At 40.2% G+C, this 23,247-nt stretch carries 27 protein-coding genes; all 27 read left to right on the forward strand.

Annotated features, from left to right (window positions below; genetic code table 11):
• Positions 1 to 76: 76 nt before the first annotated feature.
• Entirely contained in the window at positions 77 to 1,084 is a 1,008-nt protein-coding gene (ftsY, locus tag DCC39_RS00880) for a signal recognition particle-docking protein FtsY (RefSeq protein WP_116552981.1), read from the forward strand.
• An 82-nt stretch (positions 1,085 to 1,166) separates the two neighbouring features.
• On the forward strand, positions 1,167 to 1,496 hold the full coding sequence (locus DCC39_RS00885) for a putative DNA-binding protein (RefSeq protein ID WP_116552982.1): 330 nt from the start codon (positions 1,167 to 1,169) through the stop codon (positions 1,494 to 1,496).
• A gap of 15 nt (positions 1,497 to 1,511) precedes the next feature.
• Positions 1,512 to 2,861: a signal recognition particle protein gene (gene ffh / locus DCC39_RS00890; protein ID WP_116552983.1), complete on the forward strand. Its 1,350-nt coding sequence runs from the start codon at positions 1,512 to 1,514 to the stop codon at positions 2,859 to 2,861.
• 71 nt (positions 2,862 to 2,932) lie between these two features.
• Positions 2,933 to 3,205: a 30S ribosomal protein S16 gene (gene rpsP, locus DCC39_RS00895; protein WP_116552984.1), complete on the forward strand. Its 273-nt coding sequence runs from the start codon at positions 2,933 to 2,935 to the stop codon at positions 3,203 to 3,205.
• Positions 3,206 to 3,287: 82 nt separating this feature from the next.
• Entirely contained in the window at positions 3,288 to 3,515 is a 228-nt protein-coding gene (locus tag DCC39_RS00900; RefSeq protein WP_116552985.1) for a KH domain-containing protein, read from the forward strand.
• Between the two features lie 300 nt (positions 3,516 to 3,815).
• A complete protein-coding gene (locus tag DCC39_RS00905) occupies positions 3,816 to 4,208 on the forward strand; it encodes a YlqD family protein (protein ID WP_116552986.1) in 393 nt (130 codons plus the stop codon).
• Positions 4,209 to 4,234: 26 nt separating this feature from the next.
• The gene (gene rimM / locus DCC39_RS00910; protein WP_116552987.1) at positions 4,235 to 4,759 is read left to right on the forward strand and encodes a ribosome maturation factor RimM; all 525 of its coding nucleotides are present in this window, start codon (positions 4,235 to 4,237) and stop codon (positions 4,757 to 4,759) included.
• Positions 4,756 to 5,493 (forward strand): tRNA (guanosine(37)-N1)-methyltransferase TrmD, encoded by a 738-nt coding sequence (trmD, locus tag DCC39_RS00915; RefSeq protein ID WP_116552988.1) that lies wholly within the window; start codon positions 4,756 to 4,758, stop codon positions 5,491 to 5,493. Before rimM ends, trmD begins: the two co-directional genes overlap by 4 nt.
• 116 nt (positions 5,494 to 5,609) lie before the next feature.
• The gene (rplS, locus tag DCC39_RS00920; RefSeq protein WP_116552989.1) at positions 5,610 to 5,954 is read left to right on the forward strand and encodes a 50S ribosomal protein L19; all 345 of its coding nucleotides are present in this window, start codon (positions 5,610 to 5,612) and stop codon (positions 5,952 to 5,954) included.
• A 180-nt stretch (positions 5,955 to 6,134) separates the two neighbouring features.
• Entirely contained in the window at positions 6,135 to 7,016 is an 882-nt protein-coding gene (gene ylqF, locus DCC39_RS00925; protein WP_116552990.1) for a ribosome biogenesis GTPase YlqF, read from the forward strand.
• Positions 6,985 to 7,752: a ribonuclease HII gene (locus tag DCC39_RS00930; RefSeq protein WP_240613471.1), complete on the forward strand. Its 768-nt coding sequence runs from the start codon at positions 6,985 to 6,987 to the stop codon at positions 7,750 to 7,752. The genes ylqF and DCC39_RS00930 overlap by 32 nt, the downstream gene beginning before the upstream one ends.
• 12 nt (positions 7,753 to 7,764) lie before the next feature.
• Positions 7,765 to 9,081 (forward strand): hypothetical protein, encoded by a 1,317-nt coding sequence (locus DCC39_RS00935; RefSeq protein WP_116552991.1) that lies wholly within the window; start codon positions 7,765 to 7,767, stop codon positions 9,079 to 9,081.
• Entirely contained in the window at positions 9,078 to 9,350 is a 273-nt protein-coding gene (locus DCC39_RS00940) for an EscU/YscU/HrcU family type III secretion system export apparatus switch protein (RefSeq protein WP_116552992.1), read from the forward strand. The genes DCC39_RS00935 and DCC39_RS00940 overlap by 4 nt, the downstream gene beginning before the upstream one ends.
• Before the next feature lie 66 nt (positions 9,351 to 9,416).
• Positions 9,417 to 9,605, forward strand: coding sequence for a hypothetical protein (locus DCC39_RS00945; RefSeq protein ID WP_116552993.1), 189 nt, complete (start codon positions 9,417 to 9,419; stop codon positions 9,603 to 9,605).
• 84 nt (positions 9,606 to 9,689) lie between these two features.
• Positions 9,690 to 10,850 (forward strand): ADP-forming succinate--CoA ligase subunit beta, encoded by a 1,161-nt coding sequence (gene sucC, locus DCC39_RS00950; RefSeq protein WP_116552994.1) that lies wholly within the window; start codon positions 9,690 to 9,692, stop codon positions 10,848 to 10,850.
• A gap of 18 nt (positions 10,851 to 10,868) precedes the next feature.
• Entirely contained in the window at positions 10,869 to 11,777 is a 909-nt protein-coding gene (gene sucD / locus DCC39_RS00955; protein ID WP_116552995.1) for a succinate--CoA ligase subunit alpha, read from the forward strand.
• Between the two features lie 207 nt (positions 11,778 to 11,984).
• Positions 11,985 to 12,815 carry a DNA-processing protein DprA gene (gene dprA / locus DCC39_RS00960; RefSeq protein ID WP_240613473.1) on the forward strand — a complete coding sequence of 277 codons (831 nt, stop codon included), beginning with the start codon at positions 11,985 to 11,987 and terminating at the stop codon, positions 12,813 to 12,815.
• Between the two features lie 83 nt (positions 12,816 to 12,898).
• Positions 12,899 to 14,965 (forward strand): type I DNA topoisomerase, encoded by a 2,067-nt coding sequence (gene topA / locus DCC39_RS00965; protein WP_116552996.1) that lies wholly within the window; start codon positions 12,899 to 12,901, stop codon positions 14,963 to 14,965.
• An 18-nt stretch (positions 14,966 to 14,983) separates the two neighbouring features.
• The gene (trmFO, locus tag DCC39_RS00970) at positions 14,984 to 16,288 is read left to right on the forward strand and encodes an FADH(2)-oxidizing methylenetetrahydrofolate--tRNA-(uracil(54)-C(5))-methyltransferase TrmFO (protein WP_116552997.1); all 1,305 of its coding nucleotides are present in this window, start codon (positions 14,984 to 14,986) and stop codon (positions 16,286 to 16,288) included.
• A 60-nt stretch (positions 16,289 to 16,348) separates the two neighbouring features.
• Complete coding sequence (gene xerC, locus DCC39_RS00975; protein WP_116552998.1) at positions 16,349 to 17,245, forward strand: tyrosine recombinase XerC; 897 nt, start codon at positions 16,349 to 16,351, stop codon at positions 17,243 to 17,245.
• A 42-nt stretch (positions 17,246 to 17,287) separates the two neighbouring features.
• Positions 17,288 to 17,833, forward strand: a complete 546-nt coding sequence (hslV, locus tag DCC39_RS00980; protein ID WP_116552999.1) for an ATP-dependent protease subunit HslV — start codon at positions 17,288 to 17,290, stop codon at positions 17,831 to 17,833.
• Between the two features lie 57 nt (positions 17,834 to 17,890).
• Complete coding sequence (gene hslU, locus DCC39_RS00985) at positions 17,891 to 19,288, forward strand: HslU--HslV peptidase ATPase subunit (RefSeq protein ID WP_116553000.1); 1,398 nt, start codon at positions 17,891 to 17,893, stop codon at positions 19,286 to 19,288.
• Positions 19,289 to 19,302: 14 nt separating this feature from the next.
• A complete protein-coding gene (gene codY, locus DCC39_RS00990; RefSeq protein ID WP_116553001.1) occupies positions 19,303 to 20,079 on the forward strand; it encodes a GTP-sensing pleiotropic transcriptional regulator CodY in 777 nt (258 codons plus the stop codon).
• 258 nt (positions 20,080 to 20,337) lie between these two features.
• Positions 20,338 to 20,733 (forward strand): flagellar basal body rod protein FlgB, encoded by a 396-nt coding sequence (gene flgB, locus DCC39_RS00995; RefSeq protein ID WP_116553002.1) that lies wholly within the window; start codon positions 20,338 to 20,340, stop codon positions 20,731 to 20,733.
• Between the two features lie 2 nt (positions 20,734 to 20,735).
• A complete protein-coding gene (gene flgC / locus DCC39_RS01000; RefSeq protein WP_116553003.1) occupies positions 20,736 to 21,191 on the forward strand; it encodes a flagellar basal body rod protein FlgC in 456 nt (151 codons plus the stop codon).
• A gap of 12 nt (positions 21,192 to 21,203) precedes the next feature.
• Complete coding sequence (fliE, locus tag DCC39_RS01005; RefSeq protein ID WP_116553004.1) at positions 21,204 to 21,509, forward strand: flagellar hook-basal body complex protein FliE; 306 nt, start codon at positions 21,204 to 21,206, stop codon at positions 21,507 to 21,509.
• Positions 21,510 to 21,645: 136 nt separating this feature from the next.
• Positions 21,646 to 23,241 carry a flagellar basal-body MS-ring/collar protein FliF gene (gene fliF, locus DCC39_RS01010; protein WP_116553005.1) on the forward strand — a complete coding sequence of 532 codons (1,596 nt, stop codon included), beginning with the start codon at positions 21,646 to 21,648 and terminating at the stop codon, positions 23,239 to 23,241.
• The last annotated feature ends 6 nt before the right edge of the window (positions 23,242 to 23,247 follow it).

The following is a 23,247-nucleotide window of genomic DNA, read 5'->3' on the forward strand; positions in this document are numbered from 1 at the left end:
GATGCAGCTCTTAAAATCCATACAGGTGAGTTTTCTATTCAAAAAATGAATTGGTGAGAAACGAGGAGGAATTAAAATGAGTTTTTTTAAAAACTTAAAAGATAAAATTACACGCCAAACAGACACTGTTACAGAAAAATTTAAACAAGGGCTAACAAAAACAAGAGATTCATTTGCCGGTAAAATGAATGATCTTGTGAAGCGCTACCGCAAAGTTGACGAAGAGTTTTTCGAAGAATTGGAAGAAATTTTAATTAGCGCAGACGTCGGCGTTGTCACAGTAATGGATTTGATTGAAATGCTTAAGGATGAGGCGAGAACTAAAAATATTCAAGATACGGAAGAATTAAAAACTGTGATTTCCGAAAAATTGGCAGAGCTGCTCGAAAAAGAGGAAGGGGATGCTGACCTTAATATTCAAAAGGATGGCATGACAATTATTCTAGTAGTTGGGGTCAATGGCGTAGGGAAGACGACGACAATTGGCAAACTGGCACATAAATTCAAAACGGAAGGAAAATCGGTTGTCCTCGCGGCTGGAGACACATTTAGGGCGGGGGCGATTGAACAGCTGGAAGTATGGGGTGAAAGGGTCGGGGTGGATGTTATAAAACATCAAGAAGGTTCAGATCCCGCGGCTGTTATTTTTGATGCCATTCAATCAGCCCGTTCGAAAAAAGCTGACATTTTGATTTGTGATACAGCTGGAAGATTGCAAAATAAAGTGAACTTAATGAAAGAACTTGAAAAAGTAAAAAAAGTGATTGCAAGGGAAGTGCCTTCTGCCCCGCATGAAGTACTTCTTGTGCTCGACGCAACGACTGGCCAAAACGCAATGAATCAAGCGAAAATTTTTCGAGAAGCAACAGATGTGACTGGGATCGCGTTAACAAAGCTTGACGGGACTGCCAAAGGGGGCATTGTGCTGGCGATTCGGCATGAGCTTGATATACCAGTTAAATTGATAGGACTTGGCGAACAAATGGAGGACTTACAGCCATTTGATGCTGGCACATTTGTTTATGGCCTTTTTTCCGACATGATTGAGAAAAATAGTGAAAACAACGATGAAGACGGACTGTAAAGATGAAAGCTTGACAATAGAATAGAACAGATGTATCATGGAATAACGTGTAAAGGTAATTTCCTTAACAGGGGGTAGATTCATGCTTGAGAAGACAATCAGGGTCAATGCCCTTTACGATTTTTATCACCCTCTTTTAACACCGAAGCAGCAAAGCTATATGTCGCTTTACTATATAAATGATTTTTCGTTGAGGGAAATTGCTGATGAGTGCAACGTTAGCCGCCAAGCGGTTTATGATACGATTAAGCGCACCGAGATCATGCTGGAAGATTATGAAGAAAAACTGCATCTCTATGAAAAATTTAAAAAGCGCGGGGATGTCATCCGGCAGCTTTACGACGTTCTCGATAACAAAAAGAATACAGAAGTTATGTTGAATCTGATTAAACAACTTGAAAAACTGGATTAGGGGGCGGCATCGCTTATGGCATTTGAAGGATTAGCCGACCGGCTGCAAAGCACACTGCAAAAAATACGCGGCAAGGGCAAATTGACTGAAGCTGATGTTAACGAAATGATGCGTGAAATCAGGCTTGCATTGCTTGAAGCCGATGTTAACTTTAAAGTCGTAAAAGATTTTATTAAGCGTGTGAAAGAACGGGCGATCGGCCAAGAAATTTTACAAAGTTTAACGCCAGGGCAGCAAGTCGTTAAAATCGTCCACGATGAATTAAAGCAATTAATGGGCGGGGAACAGAGCAAAATTGCAGTGGCATCGAAGCCGCCGACAGTGATTATGATGGTCGGCCTTCAAGGGGCGGGTAAAACGACAACCACTGGGAAATTGGCGAATCATTTACGGAAACAATTAAATCGCAAGCCCTTGCTCGTAGCGGCAGATATTTACCGCCCTGCAGCGATTAACCAACTTCAAACATTGGGCAAACAATTAAGTTTGCCAGTGTTTTCGCTTGGGGATAAAGTGAGCCCGGTTGAAATTGCGAAACAGGCCATTGAAAAGGCGAAAGAGGAACACCAAGATTATGTTCTCATTGATACCGCTGGACGACTCCATATTGACGAGGAATTGATGCAGGAGCTTGTTGATGTGAAGGAAGCGGTAAAGCCGGATGAAATCTATCTCGTTGTTGATGCCATGACAGGGCAAGATGCAGTAAATGTTGCTGATAATTTTAATGAACAGCTTGACATTACCGGTGTCATTTTAACGAAATTGGATGGTGATACACGAGGCGGTGCGGCGCTTTCCATTCGAGAGGTAACAGACAAGCCGATTAAGTTTGTCGGGATGGGCGAAAAAATGGATGCTTTGGAGCCTTTCCACCCCGAAAGAATGGCTTCGCGTATTTTAGGAATGGGCGATGTCTTAACATTAATCGAAAAAGCACAAACAAACATCGATGAAAACAAAGCAAAAGAACTTGAGAAAAAGATGCGCACAGCTTCTTTTACATTTGACGATTTCCTAGAGCAGCTTGGCAATGTAAGAAAGATGGGTCCCTTGGATGAACTAATTGGCATGCTTCCAGGTGCAAATAAGATGAAAGGGCTCAAAAATGTACAAATTGATGAAAAGCAGCTTGTTCACGTTGAAGCGATTATTCAATCGATGACACCGAAGGAAAAGGAATCACCTGAAATCATTAACGCGAGTCGGAGAAAGCGGATTGCGAAAGGCAGCGGAACGACGATTCAAGAGGTAAACCGGTTGATTAAACAATTTGATGAAATGAGAAAAATGATGAAACAAATGACAGGCATGCAAAAAGGAAAAGGAAAGAAAAAAGGGAATTTTCCATTCCCATTTATGTAAATTCAATTTATTCTTTCCCTTTACAAATGTAGGGGTTTATGATATTATAATAAGTTTTGGAGGTGAGAATGATGGCAGTTAAAATTCGTTTAAAACGTATAGGTGCAAAAAAAGCTCCTTTTTATCGTTTGGTTGTTGCAGATTCACGTTCCCCTAGAGACGGACGTTTTATAGAGGAAATTGGCTACTACAATCCGGTAAAAAGCCCTGTTGAAGTTAAAATTGACGAAGAAAAAGCATTGCAATGGATGCTTAAAGGCGCAAAGCCTTCTGATACAGTCCGCAATCTATTTTCTAAAGCTGGTTTAATGGAAAAGCTTCACAACACAAAACATGCAAAGTAATAAACAACCTTTTTATTATAAGTTCAAAAAGGAGGACAGCCAGACTTTTTGAACAACCTTACGTGTGGGAGGCTCATGACCGATGACCGAATTAATCGAAACGATTGTTAAGCCACTCGTAGATTATCCTGATGAAGTTGTTGTTACAAAATCAATGAATGAAGGGCTTGTTACGTATTCATTGTCCGTTCATAAAAATGACATGGGTAAAGTAATTGGTAAACATGGTAGAACTGCGAAGTCGATTCGATCAGTCGTCAATGCGGCAGGAGCGAACCGAAATGAACGCATTCATTTAGAAATTGTTTAACTTCATTCAGCAGAAGTCTCCTACTTCTCTAAGTGGTGATATAAATGCATATCGGTATTCCATTTAATGGGGTTCAAATCCCAGCTGAATAAAGTTAAAGCCTCCGGCGGATGCCACAGATTTTCAGAGAAATTAAGGAAGTTCGACTACGAACGCAACGTCCTGTTGCAACGTCGAACTGACCTACATCCTGTAGGCCGGAGCGCTCGATAAAATCTGGGTGCAAATACGCCAAGGCGCATTTGATAAGGTGAGGGGAATCCCTCCCTTTTTTTAATCATTTCACTGGGGGTGGCTTTGATGAAAGTCATCAAACGTGCCATTGTGAAGCAAGTTTTAACGGAAACGAGTAAAGCGGAGTTTCTAAAAGTGTTTACTGAAGAAAAAAATAGATACGTTACAGAATGTGAACAACTTGATTTTGAAAGAAGAAAAGCATTGAAAAATCAAGATAAGAAAAACCATTCATCGATTGCAGCCCGGTTTAATGAGGAAATTGATAGAAGAAAAGAAAAAGTTCGGTCAATTGACTTTCAAATGGAACAATTAAAAATACTCCCGTTGGGAACAGAAGTGGTTGAAAAAGAAATTGAAACCATATCCGAATTAAAAGTTGGCGACAATTGGAAACAATCGTCCCGGCCTGCCGAAATCGTCGTAAAAGACGGTGTGGTTTTGGAGATCCGACCGTAAAAAAATTCTCATTCTCGGAGGTTTTTATGCGATGGTTTAATGTTGGAAAGATTGTGAATACACATGGCTTAAAAGGTGAAGTGAGAGTCATTTCGACGACGGATTTTCCGGATTTGCGCTATCAGATTGGAAATACGCTTACTTTTTTTTCGGAAAATCATGCGAATGAAAAGCCATTAACCATTCGAACACACCGAAAACATAAAAATTTTGATTTATTAAGCTTTGAAGGATATAGCAATGTGAGTGAAGTCGAGCCGTTAAAAGGTGGAACGTTAAAAATTTCTGAAGATCAATTGGGTGAGGAAGAACTTAACGAGAATGAATTTTATTACTATGAAATTATTGGCTGTGAAGTGTTTTCGGAAAATGGCGAGAAGATTGGCGTAGTGGAAGAGATTCTATCGCCAGGCGCCAATGATGTTTGGGCTGTGCGAAAAGATGCCGATAAAAAACTTGTTTATATTCCTTATATTGAATCTGTGGTAAAAAACGTTGATATCCCTGAAAAAAAAATTACCATTCATTTGCTTGAAGGGCTGATTGAATGAAAATTGATATTTTGACCTTGTTTCCCCGCATGTTTGAAGGAGTTTTTAATGAATCAATCTTAAAAAAAGCGCAAGAAAAGTCTTTGCTTCGCTTTAATCTTGTTAATTATCGCGATTATTCATTGAATAAACACCATAAGGTGGACGATTATCCTTATGGTGGCGGTGCCGGTATGGTGTTATCCCCCCAGCCTATTTTCGATGCAGTAGAAGCGGTGGTGAGAACGAGTAAGACGAAACCGAGAATTCTGCTTATGTGTCCCCAAGGCGAGCCATTTACGCAAAAAAAGGCGGAAGAACTTTCCGAAGAAAAACATTTAATCTTTATTTGTGGACACTATGAGGGCTATGATGAAAGAATTCGCACCCATCTTGCAACAGACGAATTATCAATCGGCGACTTTATTTTAACGGGCGGGGAATTGGCAAGTATGGTAATCATCGATAGTGTTGCAAGGCTTATCCCCGGTGTTCTCGGCAATCAGGCTTCGCACCAACAAGATTCTTACAGCACAGGGTTGCTTGAGCATCCACATTACACGAGGCCTCAAGATTTTCGTGGAATGAAGGTTCCAGAAGTGCTTCTCTCAGGCGATCATAAAAAGATCGGAGAATGGAGACGAAAAGAATCGTTAAGGCGAACCATCGAGCGGCGTCCAGACTTGTTAAAAGAAAATCTTTTGACAGAAGAGGACAAGCTTTTTTTATCGAAACTCAAACAAGAAAAATCATAAACTTTCTTGCGGCTTAGTTTTCCATATGCTATGATGGTGGATGTGTGAGTACGATGTTCCGCTGTGATTTAATGAAGGAATGACAAGAACATCTGTGTGGAAGGAGGGCGTATGTCATGAGCGATAAAATTGCTGAAATTACGAAAGAACAACTAAAAACGGATCTTCCTAATTTTCGACCTGGTGACACTGTGAAAGTTCACGTGAAGGTTATTGAAGGAACCCGTGAACGTATCCAGATTTTCGAAGGTGTGGTCATTAAACGCCGTGGAAGCGGAATCAGCGAGACGTTTACTGTTAGAAAAATTTCTTATGGCGTTGGAGTTGAAAGGACATTCCCTGTTCATTCTCCGAAGATTGCCAATTTAGAAGTTGTACGCCGCGGTAAAGTACGTCGTGCGAAACTTTATTACTTGCGTAACCTGCGCGGTAAAGCTGCACGTATTAAAGAAATTCGTTAATCATAAAGTCTTAAAGAAGGCCATTTTGAATAACCGGTTAAATAATGATATAACTTTTAAAGGAGTCTTGTATAAGTCAAGCTCCTTTTTTTGTATCATCTATTGATGTTGGTAAGCTATCTTTTTAAATTGATGGGTATTACTTTCTTGCATTGCACCGTGATAAAGGGATGTGAAGCTGTGACAATTCAATGGTATCCAGGCCATATGGCCAAAGCGAAAAGGGAAATGACTGAGAAATTAAAAATGATTGATGCCGTCTTTGAACTTGTTGACGCTCGGATTCCAATGTCTTCTAGAAACCCAATGATTGACGAAATCATAGGAGACAAGCCCAGGTTGCTTCTATTAAACAAAAGCGATATGGCAGATCCGAAAATGACGAAAGAATGGCAGGATTTTTTTTCCAGTATCTCTATTTCTGCAATTCCGCTTAATTCGCAAAAAGGGACAGGTGTCCAATCGATAACAACAGCAGCCCAGCAACTGTTAAAGGAAAAGCTTGATAAAATGAGAGCAAAGGGAATGAATCCCCGTGCGATAAGAGGGTTGATTGTAGGAATACCGAACGTTGGGAAGTCAACATTGATTAACCGGCTTGCAAATAAAAAAATAGCGAAAACAGGCGATCGGCCAGGCATAACCAAACAGCAGCAGTGGATTAAAGTTGGCAAAGCGCTTGAGCTATTGGATACCCCAGGCATTTTATGGCCAAAATTTGAAGAACCCGTAACAGGCTTGCGTTTAGCTGTGACAGGGGCTATTAAAGACGAGCTTCTCGATTTTCAGGAATTGGCACTGTTTTTATTAACGTATCTTCGGGAAAATTATCCCGAGAATTTGCTTCATCGTTACCACTTAGACGAATTGCATGAAAACCCACTTGATCTCTTAGAAGCAATCGCCAAGAAAAGGGGATTTCTTATGAGCGGCGGCATGATTGATTATGATCGCTGTGCAGAAATGCTCCTGCGTGAATATCGCACGGAAAAGCTCGGAAAAATCACACTTGAAAGACCAGGTGACTTTTATGTTTTCAAACATGCCAATACAAAAGATTGAAGAATACGTTCGGAATGCTTCAATAACTGAAGAGTTGCTTGAACAGCTGCGGAAAGACGAACGCAAAGGAGTGCAGCGCCTTTTGGCAAAGGTTGAAAAGGAGCAAGAAGAACAAAAAAGGCTTATTGAACAATATGAACAAATGTCCCGGTATGAAACGGCTCAAAAAATGAAAGGGAAAAAATTTATTGCCGGTGTTGATGAAGTTGGCAGAGGCTCGCTTGCTGGTTCTGTTGTTGCGGCCGCAGTCATTTTACCTGACGAACCAATTCTTGGATTATACGACTCCAAGCAGGTAAACAAGAAAAAAAGAATGGAATTGTTCGAAAGGATCCACGAAAAAGCAATTGTCGGCATTGGGACTGCTTCCCCTCATGAAATCGATCGGCACAACATTTATATTGCGACAAAAATGGCCATGGTGAAAGCGATTAAAGCCTGCTCACCAAACATTGACCACGTTTTAGTCGACGCGATGCAACTGCCGATTTCCATTTCTCAAACGTCCATCATTGAAGGGGACAAGAAAAGCGTCTCGATTGCCGCGGCATCCATTATTGCGAAAGTTACGAGGGATCGCATGATGGCGGAACTTGCACAATCGTTTCCTCAATATGGCTTTGACCGAAACGTTGGCTATGGAACGAAAGAACACCTTTATGCACTAAAGAACTACGGAGCAACGAGTGAACACCGCCTTTCATTTTCTCCGGTAGCGGACACAATGAAAGGGTAATGGGAGAATGGCATGAACTTCATCCAATCACTTGTTAAATTACATAAGATCGTTCCACTCCATAAACAAATCCCTTCTATTCGAGAAGGACAAATCTTTCACGGCCACGTACGAAAACTCATGCCGAATAATATGGCGCATGTTGAACTTTCGGGCAAGCAAATCATCGCAAAGCTGGAGGCGCCGCTTCAAGCCGAGCATCATTATTGGTTTCAAGTTGAACAAAGTGAATCTACCCCGGTCTTGAAAGTGATTGCCCCGTTTGAATCCAATAAGGAAAGTCAGTCGAATGACAAATCATTTGAATTGCTGCTAAAGCAACTTGGCCTTCCTTCAACAGCTAAGCATAAAGCAATCCTTTCTTTTTTAAAAAATGAAGGGCTCCCTTTTTCAAAATCATTTTTGCAAAAAGCGGTGTCCCTGTTGAAGAATGAAAACATCAGTCAAAATGTGGCTGTTCTTAAATTAATGGTTGATCGGAATTTGCCATTTCGCCAGTCGATTTTCGATGCTTTGAACAGTTTGACATCGAATAAGCCGTTCGTAAGCCAGTTACAACAAATCGTAAATTCGTTGAATAAAACGCCAAATTTGTCCCCATCAGCAGTGCATTTAAATGACAATCTATTGAAGATGATAGACCAGCTACATTGGATGAAAAGCGGTGGAGGAACAAGCTTAGCATCTAATGAAAACGACTGGGAGAAACATTTTCCCCTTAAAACAATACTGGACATCTTAGGATTTCACTATGAAAAAAATCTTACAAAATTTTTAAAAGGGCATGTTCCGATCGATGAATTTAAAAATCAATTAATGACAATAAAACCTACATTACTCTCTCTACTTAAAGAAGACATTCCTACGGAAATAAAAACATTAATACAAGAAACAGTCCAAAGAATTACAGGACAGCAGTTGCTTTTTAAAAATAATGATTCAATGGTGCAGTTGTTTTTTCAGCTTCCTATCCTTAATCAGTTCGGAAAACCTGATTCGATTGTTCACTTTCAAGGAAAACAGAAAAAAGGACAGATCGATCCGGATTTCTGCCGAATTTTATTTTATTTAAATTTGGAAAAATTAAACGAAATCGTTGTTGATGTCCACATTCAAAACCGGATCATTTCCCTTTCTATTTACAATGAAAATGAGTATCCCGTAACAAAATTAAAGCCACTCGAACGATCGTTAAAAACAAGACTTGATCAAGCAGGATACAACCTAACATCAGTCAAGTGGATGAAACAGACAGTAAAACAGCAGTCCTTTGACAATATGTATAGTGAACACGCCGGCGGTTTTCAAGGAGTCGATGTAAAGATATGAGTAAAAACAACTACAGAAAAAAAGCAGCGGCTCTATCTTACGATTCATCCGATCATGCGGCGCCAAAGCTTATAGCGAAAGGCAGCGGAGAAATAGCTGAAAAAATCATAGAGATGGCTGAATCCAATCACATTCCAATTCAACAGGATCCCACCCTCGTTCAACTATTGCATGAACTTGAAATAAATGAAACCATCCCTGAAGACTTGTACAAGGCTGTAGCGGAAATATTTGCTTTTATTTACAAATTGGAGAAAGAAACCGATTAATCTGCAAGAAGAACCTCTTTGCGGGCAATAATAAAACGACTACCCATTTAAAAGGAGGTTTTTTCTTTGGATAACAAAAATAATGAAAGTGAAAATATGTCATCTATCTTTACTAACGAAGAAGAAATTGCGGAAGAGTTCGGCGTATTTCAAACAATGACTGAAAGAGATTTTTTAATCTTTCATTTACTGAAAAAGGCGCAAGAAGAGAAGGAAAAAAAGGAAAATCATAAAGATCGTGATGATCATAAATAAATGTTACGGTGGACAATGCAAAGGATCTTTATATACAATATCAATGGGAACTGAAACAATAGATTGAATGGGAGGATAATAGAGATGAATATCCATGAATATCAGGGTAAAGAAATCTTGCGGCAATACGGCGTTTCCGTTTCTAACGGCAAAGTCGCATTTTCTGCCGATGAAGCGGTGGAAGCTGCTAAAAGCTTAAACTCAAATGTTTACGTGGTTAAGGCTCAAATCCATGCAGGTGGCCGCGGTAAGGCTGGAGGCGTAAAGATCGCCAAAAACCTTGATGAAGTTCGTACATATGCTGATGAGCTACTCGGGAAAACACTTGTTACACACCAAACAGGCCCTGAAGGTAAAGAAGTGAAACGCCTTTTGATCGAAGAAGGCATCGACATTAAAAAAGAATACTATGTCGGTCTTGTTATCGACCGTGCAACAGATCGCGTCGTTATGATGGCATCTGAAGAAGGCGGCACAGAGATCGAACAAGTCGCAGAAGAAACGCCCGAGAAAATATTCAAAGAAGTGATCGATCCTGCCATTGGTTTGCAAGGTTTCCAAGCGCGCAGATTAGCTTTTAATATCAATATTCCTAATGAACTTGTGAACAAGGCTGCGAAATTTATGCTTGGCCTTTATCAAGTTTTCATTGAGAAAGACTGTTCAATCGCTGAAATTAACCCGCTTGTCGTAACAGGTGATGGAAACGTGGTTGCCCTTGATGCAAAACTAAATTTCGATTCCAATGCGCTTTACCGTCATAAAGATATTCAAGAATTGCGCGATTTCGACGAAGAAGATCCGAAAGAAATCGAAGCTTCAAAATATGACTTGAGCTATATTGCGCTGGATGGAAATATTGGCTGTATGGTTAATGGCGCCGGCCTCGCAATGGCGACGATGGACATTATTAAACATTACAACGGCGATCCCGCAAACTTCCTTGATGTTGGGGGAGGCGCAACAGCTGAGAAAGTAACAGAAGCGTTCAAAATTATTCTTTCTGATCCGAATGTAAAAGGCATCTACGTTAATATTTTTGGCGGCATTATGAAATGTGACGTCATTGCAGAAGGTGTTGTAGAAGCATCAAAACAAGTGGGGTTAGAGATTCCGCTGGTTGTTCGTTTGGAAGGTACGAATGTGGATGCAGGGAAACGCATTTTACAGGAGTCTGGCTTAAACATTACGGCTGCTGAGTCTATGGCTGACGGCGCACAAAAAATTGTTGAGTTAGTAAAATAGAAAGGCGGGATTGCGAAGATGAGTGTTTTTATAAATAAAGATACGAAAGTAATTGTTCAAGGAATTACCGGTTCTACAGCATTGTTTCATACGAAGCAAATGCTCGAATATGGTACAAAAATTGTAGGCGGAGTTACCCCAGGCAAGGGCGGTACAGAAGTCGAAGGTGTACCGGTATTCAATACTGTTGAAGAAGCAGTGAAGGAAACTGGCGCAAATGCTTCGGTTATTTATGTTCCGGCTCCTTTTGCCGCAGATGCGATTATAGAAGCGGCAGATTCTGACATTGATCTTGTTATCTGTATTACAGAACATATCCCTGTTCTTGATATGGTAAAAGTAAAACGTTACTTGCAAGGCAGAAAAACACGTTTAGTCGGGCCAAACTGCCCTGGTGTCATTACACCTGAAGAGTGCAAAATCGGTATTATGCCAGGCTATATTCACAAAAAAGGCCATGTAGGTGTTGTTTCGCGTTCCGGAACATTAACGTACGAAGCAGTCCATCAATTATCTGAAGCCGGAATCGGACAATCAACGGCTGTCGGCATTGGTGGCGATCCAGTAAATGGAACGGATTTCATCGATGTGTTAAAGGCGTTTAACGAAGATGAAGATACATACGCTGTGATTATGATTGGTGAAATCGGAGGAACGGCTGAAGAAGAAGCTGCGGAGTGGGTTAAGGCGAATATGACAAAGCCAGTCGTCGGATTTATTGGCGGCCAAACAGCCCCTCCAGGAAAGCGTATGGGACATGCTGGCGCGATTATTTCCGGAGGAAAAGGAACGGCAGCTGAAAAAATCAGTAAAATGAATGAATGCGGCATTAAAGTGGCAGAAACACCTGCTGTCATGGGTGAAACATTAATCTCAGTACTGAAAGAAAATAATCTTCTAGAGAAATGCATTACCCATAAAGCTTAATTGCGGCGGCAACTAGAATAGCTCCTTCACAGGGGCTATTTTTTTAAAAGAAATATGCTCTTTCACAAATTGGCCTCCGAACAATGACGCGTCAGCGTTTTGTTAAATCTAGAAAAAGCGAAGAATGATGAAATGAGGGGATGAAGCGATTTGCATCTGTTTACTGAAAGAAAAATGCGCTTGTTGCATATATACAGCTGTAGGGGAATGGGGCTAAAAACAATCGACAAAATGTTTGCCCATGATCCAACATTTAAAGAAGTTTACAATATGTCGAAAAATGATCTTAAATTTTATTATCAAATGAACGAAAAGCAAGCTGACGTTTTCCATCAAGATCTTAACAAATCAATTGATGAACTATTCCGCACTGAACACGGCTCCTTTCAATTTATTACCCGCCTTGACAAAGAATATCCTCACCAGCTCAGACATATTTTTGACCCCCCTTGGATTCTATTTTACAAAGGCGATCTCTCCTTGCTTCACAAAGAAAAATCTCTCGCAGTTGTCGGGACAAGATATCCTACAAAACAAGCCCTCCCTATTATGAAACAAATCCTGTACCCTTTAATTAGAAATGATTGGTGCATCGTTAGTGGCCTTGCGTATGGCATTGACGCACTTAGCCACCAGCTTGCATTGAATGAAAACGGAAGCACGATTGCAGTTTTAGGTTCAGGCCTTCAATCCATTTATCCAAAAGAACATAAAAAGCTTGCGGAAACGATAGCGAATAACGGGTTGTTGCTATCAGAATTTTTGCCGTTGCAACCTCCGGCTAAATGGCAGTTCCCACTCCGCAATCGAATCATCAGCGGCCTTACAAGAGGAACGCTTGTCGTAGAGGCGAAAGAAAAAAGCGGATCACTCATTACAGCGGATCAAGCGCTTGAACAAGGAAGGGAAGTATTTGCGATTCCAGGTTCCGTATTAAACCCAAATAGTAAGGGAACGAACAACTTAATTCAACAAGGAGCAAAAATGGTATTATGTTCACAAGATATTGAAAATGAGCTCTTTATTGAAAAAAATTAGTACGGACTATTTGACAAAAGATGAACGAGTATTTAATAATAGGGAAGATTTTAAAATTCCTGTGAGGGGGGAGAAGCTTTAGCATGGAAGATTACTTAGTAATCGTTGAGTCTCCCGCAAAAGCGAAAACGATAAAAAAATATTTAGGAAAAAAATATGAAGTCAAAGCATCAATGGGACATGTACGTGATTTGCCAAGAAGTCAAATCGGTGTTGATGTCGAACAACACTTTCAACCTAAATACATTACAATTCGTGGGAAAGGCCCGATTTTAAAAGAATTAAAGGATGCTGCAAAGAAAGTTAAAAAAGTTTATCTTGCAGCTGACCCTGACCGTGAAGGCGAAGCCATTGCATGGCATTTAGCCCACAGCTTAAACATTGATCAAGATTCGGATTGCCGGGTCGTATTCAACGAAATTACAAAGGACGCCATTAAAGACGCGTTTAAACATCCGCGCCCAATTAATATGCATCTTGTTGATGCACAGCAAGCGCGGAGAATACTTGACAGGCTGGTAGGCTATAAAATAAGCCCTATTCTATGGAAGAAAGTTAAAAAGGGACTAAGTGCAGGAAGAGTTCAATCTGTTGCACTGCGTTTAATTGTTGAGCGTGAACAAGAAATTCAGCAATTCAAACCGGAAGAATATTGGAAAATTAAGTCGCTCTTCAACGAAAAAGGAGAGACGTTTGAGGCTTTCTTTTATGGAAAAGACAACAAAAAGATGGAATTGAAAAACGAACAAGAAGTAAATCAAATTCTCGGACAAATAAAAGGTGATACATTTACCGTTGCATCTGTCCAAAAGAAAGAGAGAAGGCGAAACCCGGCCTTGCCTTTCACAACATCATCCTTGCAGCAGGAAGCTGCGAGAAAGTTGAATTTTCGTGCGAGAAAAACGATGATGATTGCACAGCAATTATATGAAGGAATTGAAATAGGCAAAGAAACCATTGGTTTAATCACGTATATGCGTACAGATTCAACAAGAATATCTGATACAGCAGTAGAAGAGACACAAAAATATATTGAACAAAACTTCGGCAAAAATTATTTGCCAAACAAAAAAAGAACGGCGAAGCAAACAAAAAATACACAGGACGCCCATGAAGCGATCCGTCCAACATCTTCTTTCAGAGAACCGAAAGAGATGAAAAAGTATTTAAGCAGAGACCATTACCGCCTTTATAAACTGATTTGGGAACGCCTTGTTGCAAGCCAAATGGCCCCTGCTGTCATGGATACGATGAGCGTTGATTTAAACAATAATGGTGTTGTCTTTCGTGCAACTGGTTCAGCGATTAAATTTCCGGGGTTTATGAAAGTTTATGTTGAAGGGACAGACGATAACAAAGCGGAAGAAAATGCACTTCTTCCTGATTTAAAAGAAAATAGTGAAGTAAAGGCCGAAAGCATCGAACCAAGCCAACACTTTACCCAGCCGCCGCCGCGCTATACGGAAGCACGCCTTGTAAAAACGATGGAAGAATTAGGCATTGGGCGCCCATCAACGTATGCGCCAACCCTTGATACCATCCAAAAACGTGGCTACGTGAAGCTTGAAGAACGCAAATTTGTCCCAACGGAACTCGGAACAATTGTGCTTGAGCTCATTACAGAATTTTTCAGCGAAATCGTAGATGTTGATTTTACGGCGAAAATGGAAAACGATCTAGACGCCATTGAAGAAGGGAAGCAGAATTGGATAAAAATCATCGATGACTTTTATGAGGGCTTCGAAAAAAGCTTGAAAAAAGCCGAAGAACAAATGAAGGAAGTAGAAATAAAAGATGAACCCGCCGGAGAAAATTGTGAGAAATGCGGCCATGAAATGGTGATCAAAATCGGCCGTTTCGGTAAATTTATGGCTTGTTCCAATTTTCCCGAGTGCAGAAATACAAAGCCAATCTTAAAAGATATCGGCGTAAAATGCCCAAGCTGTCAAAAAGGCAATATCGTTGAGAGAAAAAGTAAAAAGGGCCGGATTTTTTACGGGTGTGACAGGTACCCTGAATGCGAATTTCTTTCATGGGACAAACCAATTAATCGAAAATGCCCGAAATGCAACGGCATGCTTGTTGAAAAAAAGACAAAAAAGAAAACACAAGTCGTATGTTCATCATGTGATTATGCAGAAGAGGGGTAGAAAAGGAGTTGTCTCGTCATGACAATAGCTGAAGTAAATGTTATCGGCGCTGGTCTTGCTGGAAGCGAAGCTGCTTGGCAGCTCGCAAAGCGCGGCATAAAAGTGAACTTATACGAGATGCGTCCACAAAAACAAACGCCCGCACATCATACGGATCAATTTGCTGAACTTGTCTGCAGCAATTCATTGCGGGCGAATAGTTTAACGAATGCTGTCGGTGTCCTTAAGGAAGAAATGCGTAAGCTCGATTCAGTTATCGTTTCTTCCGCTGACAAGTGCTCGGTTCCGGCAGGAGGGGCACTTGCAGTTGATCGCCACGAGTTCGCTGCTTTGGTAACGGAAAAAGTGAAAAATCATGAAAACGTCACGGTTTCTCATGAAGAAGTTACGAGTATTCCTGATAGCCCAACAATCATAGCTACCGGGCCGTTGACATCTCAAACGCTGTCGCAGCAACTTAAACGTTTAACCGGAGAGGAATACTTGTACTTCTATGATGCAGCAGCACCGATTATCGAAGCGGACAGCATTGACTTTAAAAAGGTATATTTAAAATCGCGCTATGATAAAGGTGAGGCCGCTTATGTGAATTGCCCGATGACAGAAGAAGAATTTAACCATTTTTATGATGTCCTTGTTTCAAGTGAAACGGTTCCTTTGCGTGAGTTTGAGAAAGAAATATTTTTTGAAAGCTGTATGCCAATCGAAGTCCTTGCGAAGAGAGGTAAAAAAACACTCCTATTTGGCCCGATGAAACCTGTCGGCCTTGAAGATCCGAAAACGAATAAGCGGCCTTTCGCTGTCGTTCAGTTAAGGCAGGACAATAGTTCGGCAACGCTTTATAATATTGTCGGGTTTCAGACACATTTGAAATGGGGCCCGCAAAAAGAAGTGATTCAGATGATTCCAGGATTGGAAAACGCTGAAATTGTCCGTTATGGCGTCATGCATCGGAATACTTTTATTAATTCGCCAAAATTGTTAAAATCGACTTATCAATACATTCAGCGCGAAGACTTGTTTTTTGCCGGGCAAATGACGGGGGTAGAAGGTTATGTGGAGTCAGCGGCATCTGGCTTGATCGCAGGCATCAATGCTGCAAAATTAGCAAAAGGTGAAAAACCGCTCGTTTTTCCTGAAGAAACAGCGCTTGGAAGTTTGGCCCATTATATTACGTCGGCAAATCCGAACAATTTCCAACCGATGAATATTAACTTTGGATTATTTACCCCATTAGGTCAAGTGAAAAATAAGCAGGAAAGAAATAAAAAAATCGCTGAACGAGCATTGAAAACAATTCAGAATTTTGTGTCTAAATTGTGACAGTCCCTTGTATTCAGCATAGTTATATGTTACGATTTAATAGCTTTTTGAGGTGAATGTATGCAAACAGGTAGCTTGCAGTCGTTTTTGTCGTATCTTGAATTAGAAAAAAATTATTCAATGTATACAATTGCGAATTACAAACGAGATCTTGCTAAATTCACTCTTTTTTTAGAAAAAGAAGGAATTGAAGACTTTTCGTCTGTAAATTACGCTGATGTACGATTGTTTTTAACGGAATTGCACGATAGAGGTCTTGCACGAAATACGGTTGCAAGAATGATTTCTTCATTACGAAGTTTTTATCGTTTTTTACTAAGGGAAGAAATTGTAAGCCACAATCCATTTCAAGCGGCTTCCTTACCGAAAAAAGAGCACCGGCTACCGAATTTTTTATACGAAGAAGAGGTAGCCGCTTTGTTTGGCGTTTTAGATATCACAACACCTCTTGGTCAACGGAATCAAGCGATATTGGAACTGCTTTATGCAACTGGGATAAGGGTTAGTGAATGCTGTTCATTAAATCAAACAGACATTGATTTTTCGCTGGGTATGTTGCTTGTGTACGGAAAAGGCCGTAAGGAACGATATGTCCCAATTGGCTCGTATGCAATGGATGCATTGGAAAGATACATTCAAGATGGCAGAAAAAAGCTAGCCGGTAAAAGTTCAGAAGAAACAGATGCTTTGTTTCTTAACTATAGAGGAACGAGGCTTTCGGACAGAAGTGTGCGGACAATCTTGAACAAAATTGTCGAGCAGGCGAGCTTGCATAAAAATATTAGCCCTCATGCAATTCGGCATACGTTCGCAACACATATGCTTAATCAAGGCGCCGATCTCCGTTCTGTACAGGAATTATTGGGCCATGCCCAATTATCCACTACACAGATTTATACACATGTAACGAAAGAAAGTTTAAGAAACACGTATTTGAATCATCATCCCCGCGCATAACTCTAATATTGGCAAGGAAATTCTCTTTTGAATGGAGGGATAATGTTGAACGAGTCTTTTCATGCAACGACAATTTTTGCTATACAGCATAATGGTTCGTCGGCAATGTCAGGCGATGGCCAGGTTACATTTGGAAATGCTGTCGTCATGAAACATACGGCAAAAAAAGTACGCAGGCTTCATAACGGAAAAGTAATCGCCGGATTTGCGGGCTCTGTTGCCGACGCATTCACACTCTTTGAAAAATTTGAAGGCAAGCTGGAAGAATATAACGGGAATTTACTGCGTTCAGCAGTCGAACTAGCGAAGGAATGGCGTAGTGATAAGGTACTTAGAAAACTAGAAGCCATGCTGATTGTAATGAATGAATCGAATATGCTGCTTATTTCTGGCACAGGGGAAGTGATTGAGCCCGACGACGGTATCCTTGCGATTGGTTCTGGAGGCAATTATGCGCTTGCTGCAGGAAAAGCGTTAAAAGAACATGCCAGCGGGCTCTCCGCGAAAGAAATTGCCGAAGCCGCACTTAAAATCGCCGGCGAAATTTGTGTCTATACAAATGATCAAATCATTATTGAGGAACTTTAAATGTTTCTTTTCAAAGGGAGCATGTAACAACTTCTTAATTTGAATGGAGGGTTTCGAATGAATGCCCACTTAACACCTAGAGAGATTGTTGATAAGCTTGATCAGTATATCGTTGGACAAAAACAAGCGAAAAAAGCGGTGGCTGTTGCGTTAAGGAATCGTTACAGGCGAAATTTGCTTGATGATCAGTTGAAGGATGAAATTGTGCCTAAAAATATTTTAATGATCGGTCCGACTGGTGTCGGAAAAACGGAAATTGCCCGAAGGCTTGCCAAGCTTGTTAATGCACCATTCGTAAAGGTGGAAGCGACGAAATTCACCGAGGTAGGCTACGTTGGAAGAGACGTTGAGTCTATGGTAAGAGACTTAGTTGAAATTTCCGTCCGGTTAATTAAAGAAGAAAAAATGAATCAAGTGAAGGACAAAGCGAGAGAAAATGCCGATAAAAGAATTGTTGACCTGCTTGTGCCCTCGAAAAGGAAGCAATCATCACAATACAAAAATCCACTAGAAATGTTCTTTGGCGGAAATGGTTCGAACCAAGAAGATGTGCAAGACAGCTCAGAAGAGCAAAGCATCCATCAGCGCAAAAGACAAATTGCCCACCAGTTGGCACTTGGGGAACTGGAAGATCGAATCATTACAGTAGAAGTTACTGAACAGGCCAATCAAATGGTGGATTTATTCCAGGGAGCCGGAATGGAGCAAATGGGAGTCAATATGCAAGACCTCTTTAGCCAAATTATCCCTAAAAAAACAAAAAAGAGAAAACTTCCGGTTTCAGAAGCAAGGAAACTTTTGATTCAGGATGAAGCTGCAAAGCTTATCGACATGGATGAAGTTTCCCAAGAAGCTGTTTCAAGGGCGGAAAACTCAGGGATTATCTTTATCGATGAAATTGACAAAATTGCAGGAAAAAGCCAACAGTCTGCTGACGTTTCAAGAGAAGGGGTTCAGCGTGATATATTGCCAATTGTCGAAGGTTCAACAGTGATGACAAAATATGGCCCGATAAAGACTGATCATATTTTATTTATTTCCGCAGGTGCGTTTCATATCGCGAAACCATCAGATCTTATTCCTGAATTGCAAGGCCGTTTTCCGATCCGCGTTGAGCTTGAAAAATTAAGTGTGGAGAATTTCGTTCAAATTTTAACTGAGCCAGATAATGCGTTAATTAAACAATATTCAGCATTATTGGCTACTGAAGGTATAGAAATTGAATTTTCTGACGAAGCTATTCAAAGAATCGCTTCTTTAGCTTTTGAGGTGAATCAAGAAACGGATAATATTGGAGCCAGAAGGCTGCATACGATTTTAGAACGTTTACTTGAGGATCTTTCGTTTGAAGCACCGGACATTAACTTGGAGAAAATTGTTATCACACCTGAGTATGTGGAAGAAAAACTATCATCAATCGTAAAAAACAAAGATTTGAGTCAATTTATTTTATAATTAGGAGGAAAAAGATGAGTCTTTTAGAAAAGTCAAGAAAAATTAATTCAATGTTACAAAAAGTTGCAGGTCCAGTAAACTTTAGAGAAATGGCAGAAACACTCAAGGAAGTGATTGATGCAAATGTTTACGTCCTTAGCCGGAGAGGGAAACTTTTAGGAATTGCTGTGAACCAAGAAATCCAAAATGAAAAAATGCAAAAGATTTTAGATGAAAAACAATTTCCGGCTGAGTATACGGAGAAGCTCTTTACAATCAATGTAACCTCAGCGAATTTGGATATTAATCATGAGCTTACAGCTTTTCCGGATGATAATAAGGAACTTTTCAAATCCGGCTTGACAACAATTGTTCCGATTGTTGGGGGCGGAGAAAGATTGGGAACACTTATTTTATCAAGATTTGAAAAAGAGTTTTCAGAGGAAGAGCTTGTACTTGCTGAATACGGAGCGACTGTAGTAGGTATGGAAATCCTTCACGAAAAAGCTGAAGAAATCGAAGAAGAAGCTCGGAACAAAGCGGTTGTTCAAATGGCAATTAGTTCTTTATCTTACAGTGAGTTAGAAGCTATTGAACATATTTTTGAAGAATTAGACGGCAAAGAAGGTTTGCTTGTTGCAAGTAAAATTGCGGACAGAGTCGGTATCACCCGTTCTGTTATTGTAAATGCGCTCAGGAAACTAGAAAGTGCCGGTGTAATCGAATCGAGATCTCTTGGAATGAAAGGAACATATATTAAAGTTTTAAACAATAAATTTTTAGTTGAATTAGATAAACTTCGTTCCGAATAAACAAACATAAAAACATATCATGTTTAAAGACACTTTACATCGTAAAGTGTCTTTTTTGTGAAAAAATTGACAAAATCTGACATAATTGGAAAAATAGACTTAAATACCTATGTCTTTTTTATGTGGAATTTATGTATAATAAGTCATACTGTGACATTGATCATGTGAAATTTCTTTTTTTTTAATTTTAATAGGTTAATGGGCCGAGTTTGTGTTATTAATTTGTAATATTTTTTTCGAGAAAGGACTTGTAGTGAGATGGACCTATTTTCAGATTCGACATTATCCGCATTGGAACGAAGGCTCCACGCTTCATCAGTACGCCAAAACGTAATATCCCAAAACATCGCAAATGCCGACACGCCGCATTACAAAGCAAAGGAAGTTATTTTTAAAGATGAACTGTCAAAGGCAATTGGATTGCAGGCGAAAAGAACGGATAATCGGCATTTTAATTTCGCTGCCACCCAACAAAACAGCGGATACACTGTTGCAACAAAAAACAAATCGATAATGAACAACAATGGCAACAATGTTGACATTGATAGAGAAATGTCGCTGCTCGCTGAAAATCAAATCTATTACAATGCATTAATTGAACGAATAAATGGTAAATTTTCTTCGTTGAAAAATGTCGCTAAGGGAGGGAAATAGCAGTGTCTATTTTTCATAGCATGAACACTTCGGCGTCTGGGTTAACAGTACAACGGCTTCGCATGGATATTGCTTCTTCCAACATCGCGAATGCGGACACTACAAGAGGGAGGTTTGTCAACGGGGAATGGCTGCCGTATCGCCGAAAAATGGTCGCGTTAAAAACGAATGAAAGTCAATTTACCCATTTTTTGCGCCAGGCTATACATAATAAAAACTCAACAATAGGAAACGGAGTGAAGGCCGCCGGCATTGTAGATGATCAAACGCCATTTAAAACATTGTACCAACCAGAGCATCCCGATGCAGACGAAAACGGATATGTGCGCCTTCCAAATGTCGATCCATTAAAAGAAATGGTCGATATCATGAGCGCTTCTCGTTCGTATGAAGCAAATATCACTGCTCTTAATGCTTCAAAAGGGATGTTGGTAAAAGCGCTTGAGATTGGGAAATAAGGAGTGTAGAGAATGGAAAAGTTCGGAATAACACCATTGATCTTCAACCAAAAACCAATTGCCAACATAGAAGTTAAAAAAACGCCATTCGATGTCCAGCAACAATTTTCACAAATGCTTTCAAATGCAATGAATAAAGTGAATGATGCACAAGCCGCTTCAGACAAAGAAACAAAGAAACTAATCGAAAACAAAGCGGTAAATCTGCATGACGTGATGATTACGGCGGAAAAAGCATCTGTCTCGATGCAAGTGGCACTTGAAATTAGAAACAAAGCAATTGAAGCTTACCAAGAAATTATGAGGATGCCGCTATAAGCGTGTGTTCAAAACCCCATTTTCATTTATTGCGGTGTCTAATCAGACATGGGGGTTTTGAACATTCTCTATAACTCTACTTGTATAGCTTTGGCATTTGATGTCTGCCTTAACATGTTCACAGCCGGGGGAAAAAATGAAAGAAAAAGTTATACGCTTAATAGAAAGAATACGCGGGTTTTGGTCAGAGCGAACCCCATTGCAAAAAATAATAGCGATAGGGAGTTCGATCGTTGTTTTAGCTTTAATGATTACGATCATTTTTTTTAATTCGAGGCCTGATTACGCGCCGTTATACTCTAATCTATCATCGGAAGAAGCCGGGCAAATAAAAGAAAGTTTAGACAGCCGCGGTATACCTTCTGTCGTTTCAAATAATGGAACAACCATTTCAGTTCCTGAGAAATCAGTAAATAGCTTAAAGGTTGAACTTGCAGCTGAAGGAATTCCAAAAAGCGGCAAAATCGACTATTCATTTTTTAGTGAAAATGCTGGTTTTGGCATGACGGATAGCGAATTTAATGTTCTGGAACGTGGGGCAATGCAAACAGAATTAGAAAATTTAATCAAAAACATTGATGGGGTGAAAGATGCCAGCGTCATGATAAATCTTCCTGGCGAATCGATTTGGGTTTCCCAAGAAGAACAGACATCTTCAGCATCCGTCGTCTTACATTTAACAAAAGAATTAAACCAAAAAGAAATTAATGCCCTTTATAACCTTGTATCCAAAAGTGTCCCTAACCTACCTGAAGAAAATATCGCGATTATGGACCAGTATTTTAACTACTATGATTCGAATACTGATGCGGATAGCAGTGGCTTTACGCTGTATGAACAGCAGAGAAAGATTAAGCAAGATATCGAACGTGATTTGCAGCGGCAAGTGCAGCAAATGCTTACTACTTTGATTGGCCAAGGAAAAGTCGTTACGTCTGTAACGGCAGATATCGATTTCACACAAGAAAACAGAGAAGAAAACCTCGTGGAGCCGGTTGATCCCGAAAATATGGAAGGCCTTAAAGTGAGTGTTGAACGGATAAGAGAATCTTTTACCGGCGATGCCAATCAAGCAGAAGGGGTGGCAGGAACGGGAGAGACTGACATTCCAGAGTATCCCGCTTTGGCAAATGGCCAGTCTGGAGATTATGAACGTGATGAAGAACGCGTAAACAATGAATTTAACCGGATTCGCAAAGAAATTGTGGAAAGTCCTTATAAAATACAGGATTTAGGCATTCAAGTCATGGTTGAACCGCCTGAGCCTAACGAACCTCAATCATTAAGCCCGCAAACGATCAATAATATCGAGGAAATTTTAGGCACGATCGTAAAGACGACCATTTCGAAAAATACAAACACGCCTCTGGAAGATGAGGATATTACCGACAAGATTTTTGTCTCGGCCCAACCATTCAACGGAAAACCTGATCTTACGCCAGAAGAAACGAGGACAATACCAGTTTGGTTGTATATTGTAGGTGCTGTTCTATTACTTATTATCGGAGTGCTTGCATTTTTATTATTCCGTAAAAATAAAAACGAAGAAGATATCGAAGAACAAGAGATTGAGCAGGAAAAGGCTATTCCATTGCTGGAGGAAGAGATTGATGAAGTTGAGACAGATTTTAATACAGGGGAACGGAAACGATTGAAACAATTGGAGAAACTGGCAAAAGAGAAGCCGGAAGATTTTGCGAAGCTTCTTAGAACATGGTTGTCTGAAGATTAGGAGTTG

It is taken from the genome of Pueribacillus theae (assembly GCF_003097615.1).
Classification (GTDB): domain Bacteria; phylum Bacillota; class Bacilli; order Bacillales; family UBA6769; genus Pueribacillus; species Pueribacillus theae.

Excerpts from the sequence above, each read along its gene's own strand:
- ftsY (WP_116552981.1), top strand. The coding sequence starts at position 77 with ATGAGTTTTTTTAAAAACTTAAAAGATAAAATTACACGCCAAACAGAC.
- DCC39_RS00885 (WP_116552982.1), top strand. The coding sequence starts at position 1,167 with ATGCTTGAGAAGACAATCAGGGTCAATGCCCTTTACGATTTTTATCAC.
- ffh (WP_116552983.1), top strand. The coding sequence starts at position 1,512 with ATGGCATTTGAAGGATTAGCCGACCGGCTGCAAAGCACACTGCAAAAA.
- rpsP (WP_116552984.1), top strand. The coding sequence starts at position 2,933 with ATGGCAGTTAAAATTCGTTTAAAACGTATAGGTGCAAAAAAAGCTCCT.
- DCC39_RS00900 (WP_116552985.1), top strand. The coding sequence starts at position 3,288 with ATGACCGAATTAATCGAAACGATTGTTAAGCCACTCGTAGATTATCCT.
- DCC39_RS00905 (WP_116552986.1), top strand. The coding sequence starts at position 3,816 with ATGAAAGTCATCAAACGTGCCATTGTGAAGCAAGTTTTAACGGAAACG.
- rimM (WP_116552987.1), top strand. The coding sequence starts at position 4,235 with ATGCGATGGTTTAATGTTGGAAAGATTGTGAATACACATGGCTTAAAA.
- trmD (WP_116552988.1), top strand. The coding sequence starts at position 4,756 with ATGAAAATTGATATTTTGACCTTGTTTCCCCGCATGTTTGAAGGAGTT.
- rplS (WP_116552989.1), top strand. The coding sequence starts at position 5,610 with ATGAGCGATAAAATTGCTGAAATTACGAAAGAACAACTAAAAACGGAT.
- DCC39_RS00930 (WP_240613471.1), top strand. The coding sequence starts at position 6,985 with ATGTTTTCAAACATGCCAATACAAAAGATTGAAGAATACGTTCGGAAT.
- DCC39_RS00935 (WP_116552991.1), top strand. The coding sequence starts at position 7,765 with ATGAACTTCATCCAATCACTTGTTAAATTACATAAGATCGTTCCACTC.
- DCC39_RS00940 (WP_116552992.1), top strand. The coding sequence starts at position 9,078 with ATGAGTAAAAACAACTACAGAAAAAAAGCAGCGGCTCTATCTTACGAT.
- sucC (WP_116552994.1), top strand. The coding sequence starts at position 9,690 with ATGAATATCCATGAATATCAGGGTAAAGAAATCTTGCGGCAATACGGC.
- sucD (WP_116552995.1), top strand. The coding sequence starts at position 10,869 with ATGAGTGTTTTTATAAATAAAGATACGAAAGTAATTGTTCAAGGAATT.
- dprA (WP_240613473.1), top strand. The coding sequence starts at position 11,985 with ATGGGGCTAAAAACAATCGACAAAATGTTTGCCCATGATCCAACATTT.
- topA (WP_116552996.1), top strand. The coding sequence starts at position 12,899 with ATGGAAGATTACTTAGTAATCGTTGAGTCTCCCGCAAAAGCGAAAACG.
- trmFO (WP_116552997.1), top strand. The coding sequence starts at position 14,984 with ATGACAATAGCTGAAGTAAATGTTATCGGCGCTGGTCTTGCTGGAAGC.
- xerC (WP_116552998.1), top strand. The coding sequence starts at position 16,349 with ATGCAAACAGGTAGCTTGCAGTCGTTTTTGTCGTATCTTGAATTAGAA.
- hslV (WP_116552999.1), top strand. The coding sequence starts at position 17,288 with ATGTTGAACGAGTCTTTTCATGCAACGACAATTTTTGCTATACAGCAT.
- hslU (WP_116553000.1), top strand. The coding sequence starts at position 17,891 with ATGAATGCCCACTTAACACCTAGAGAGATTGTTGATAAGCTTGATCAG.
- codY (WP_116553001.1), top strand. The coding sequence starts at position 19,303 with ATGAGTCTTTTAGAAAAGTCAAGAAAAATTAATTCAATGTTACAAAAA.
- flgB (WP_116553002.1), top strand. The coding sequence starts at position 20,338 with ATGGACCTATTTTCAGATTCGACATTATCCGCATTGGAACGAAGGCTC.
- fliE (WP_116553004.1), top strand. The coding sequence starts at position 21,204 with ATGGAAAAGTTCGGAATAACACCATTGATCTTCAACCAAAAACCAATT.
- fliF (WP_116553005.1), top strand. The coding sequence starts at position 21,646 with ATGAAAGAAAAAGTTATACGCTTAATAGAAAGAATACGCGGGTTTTGG.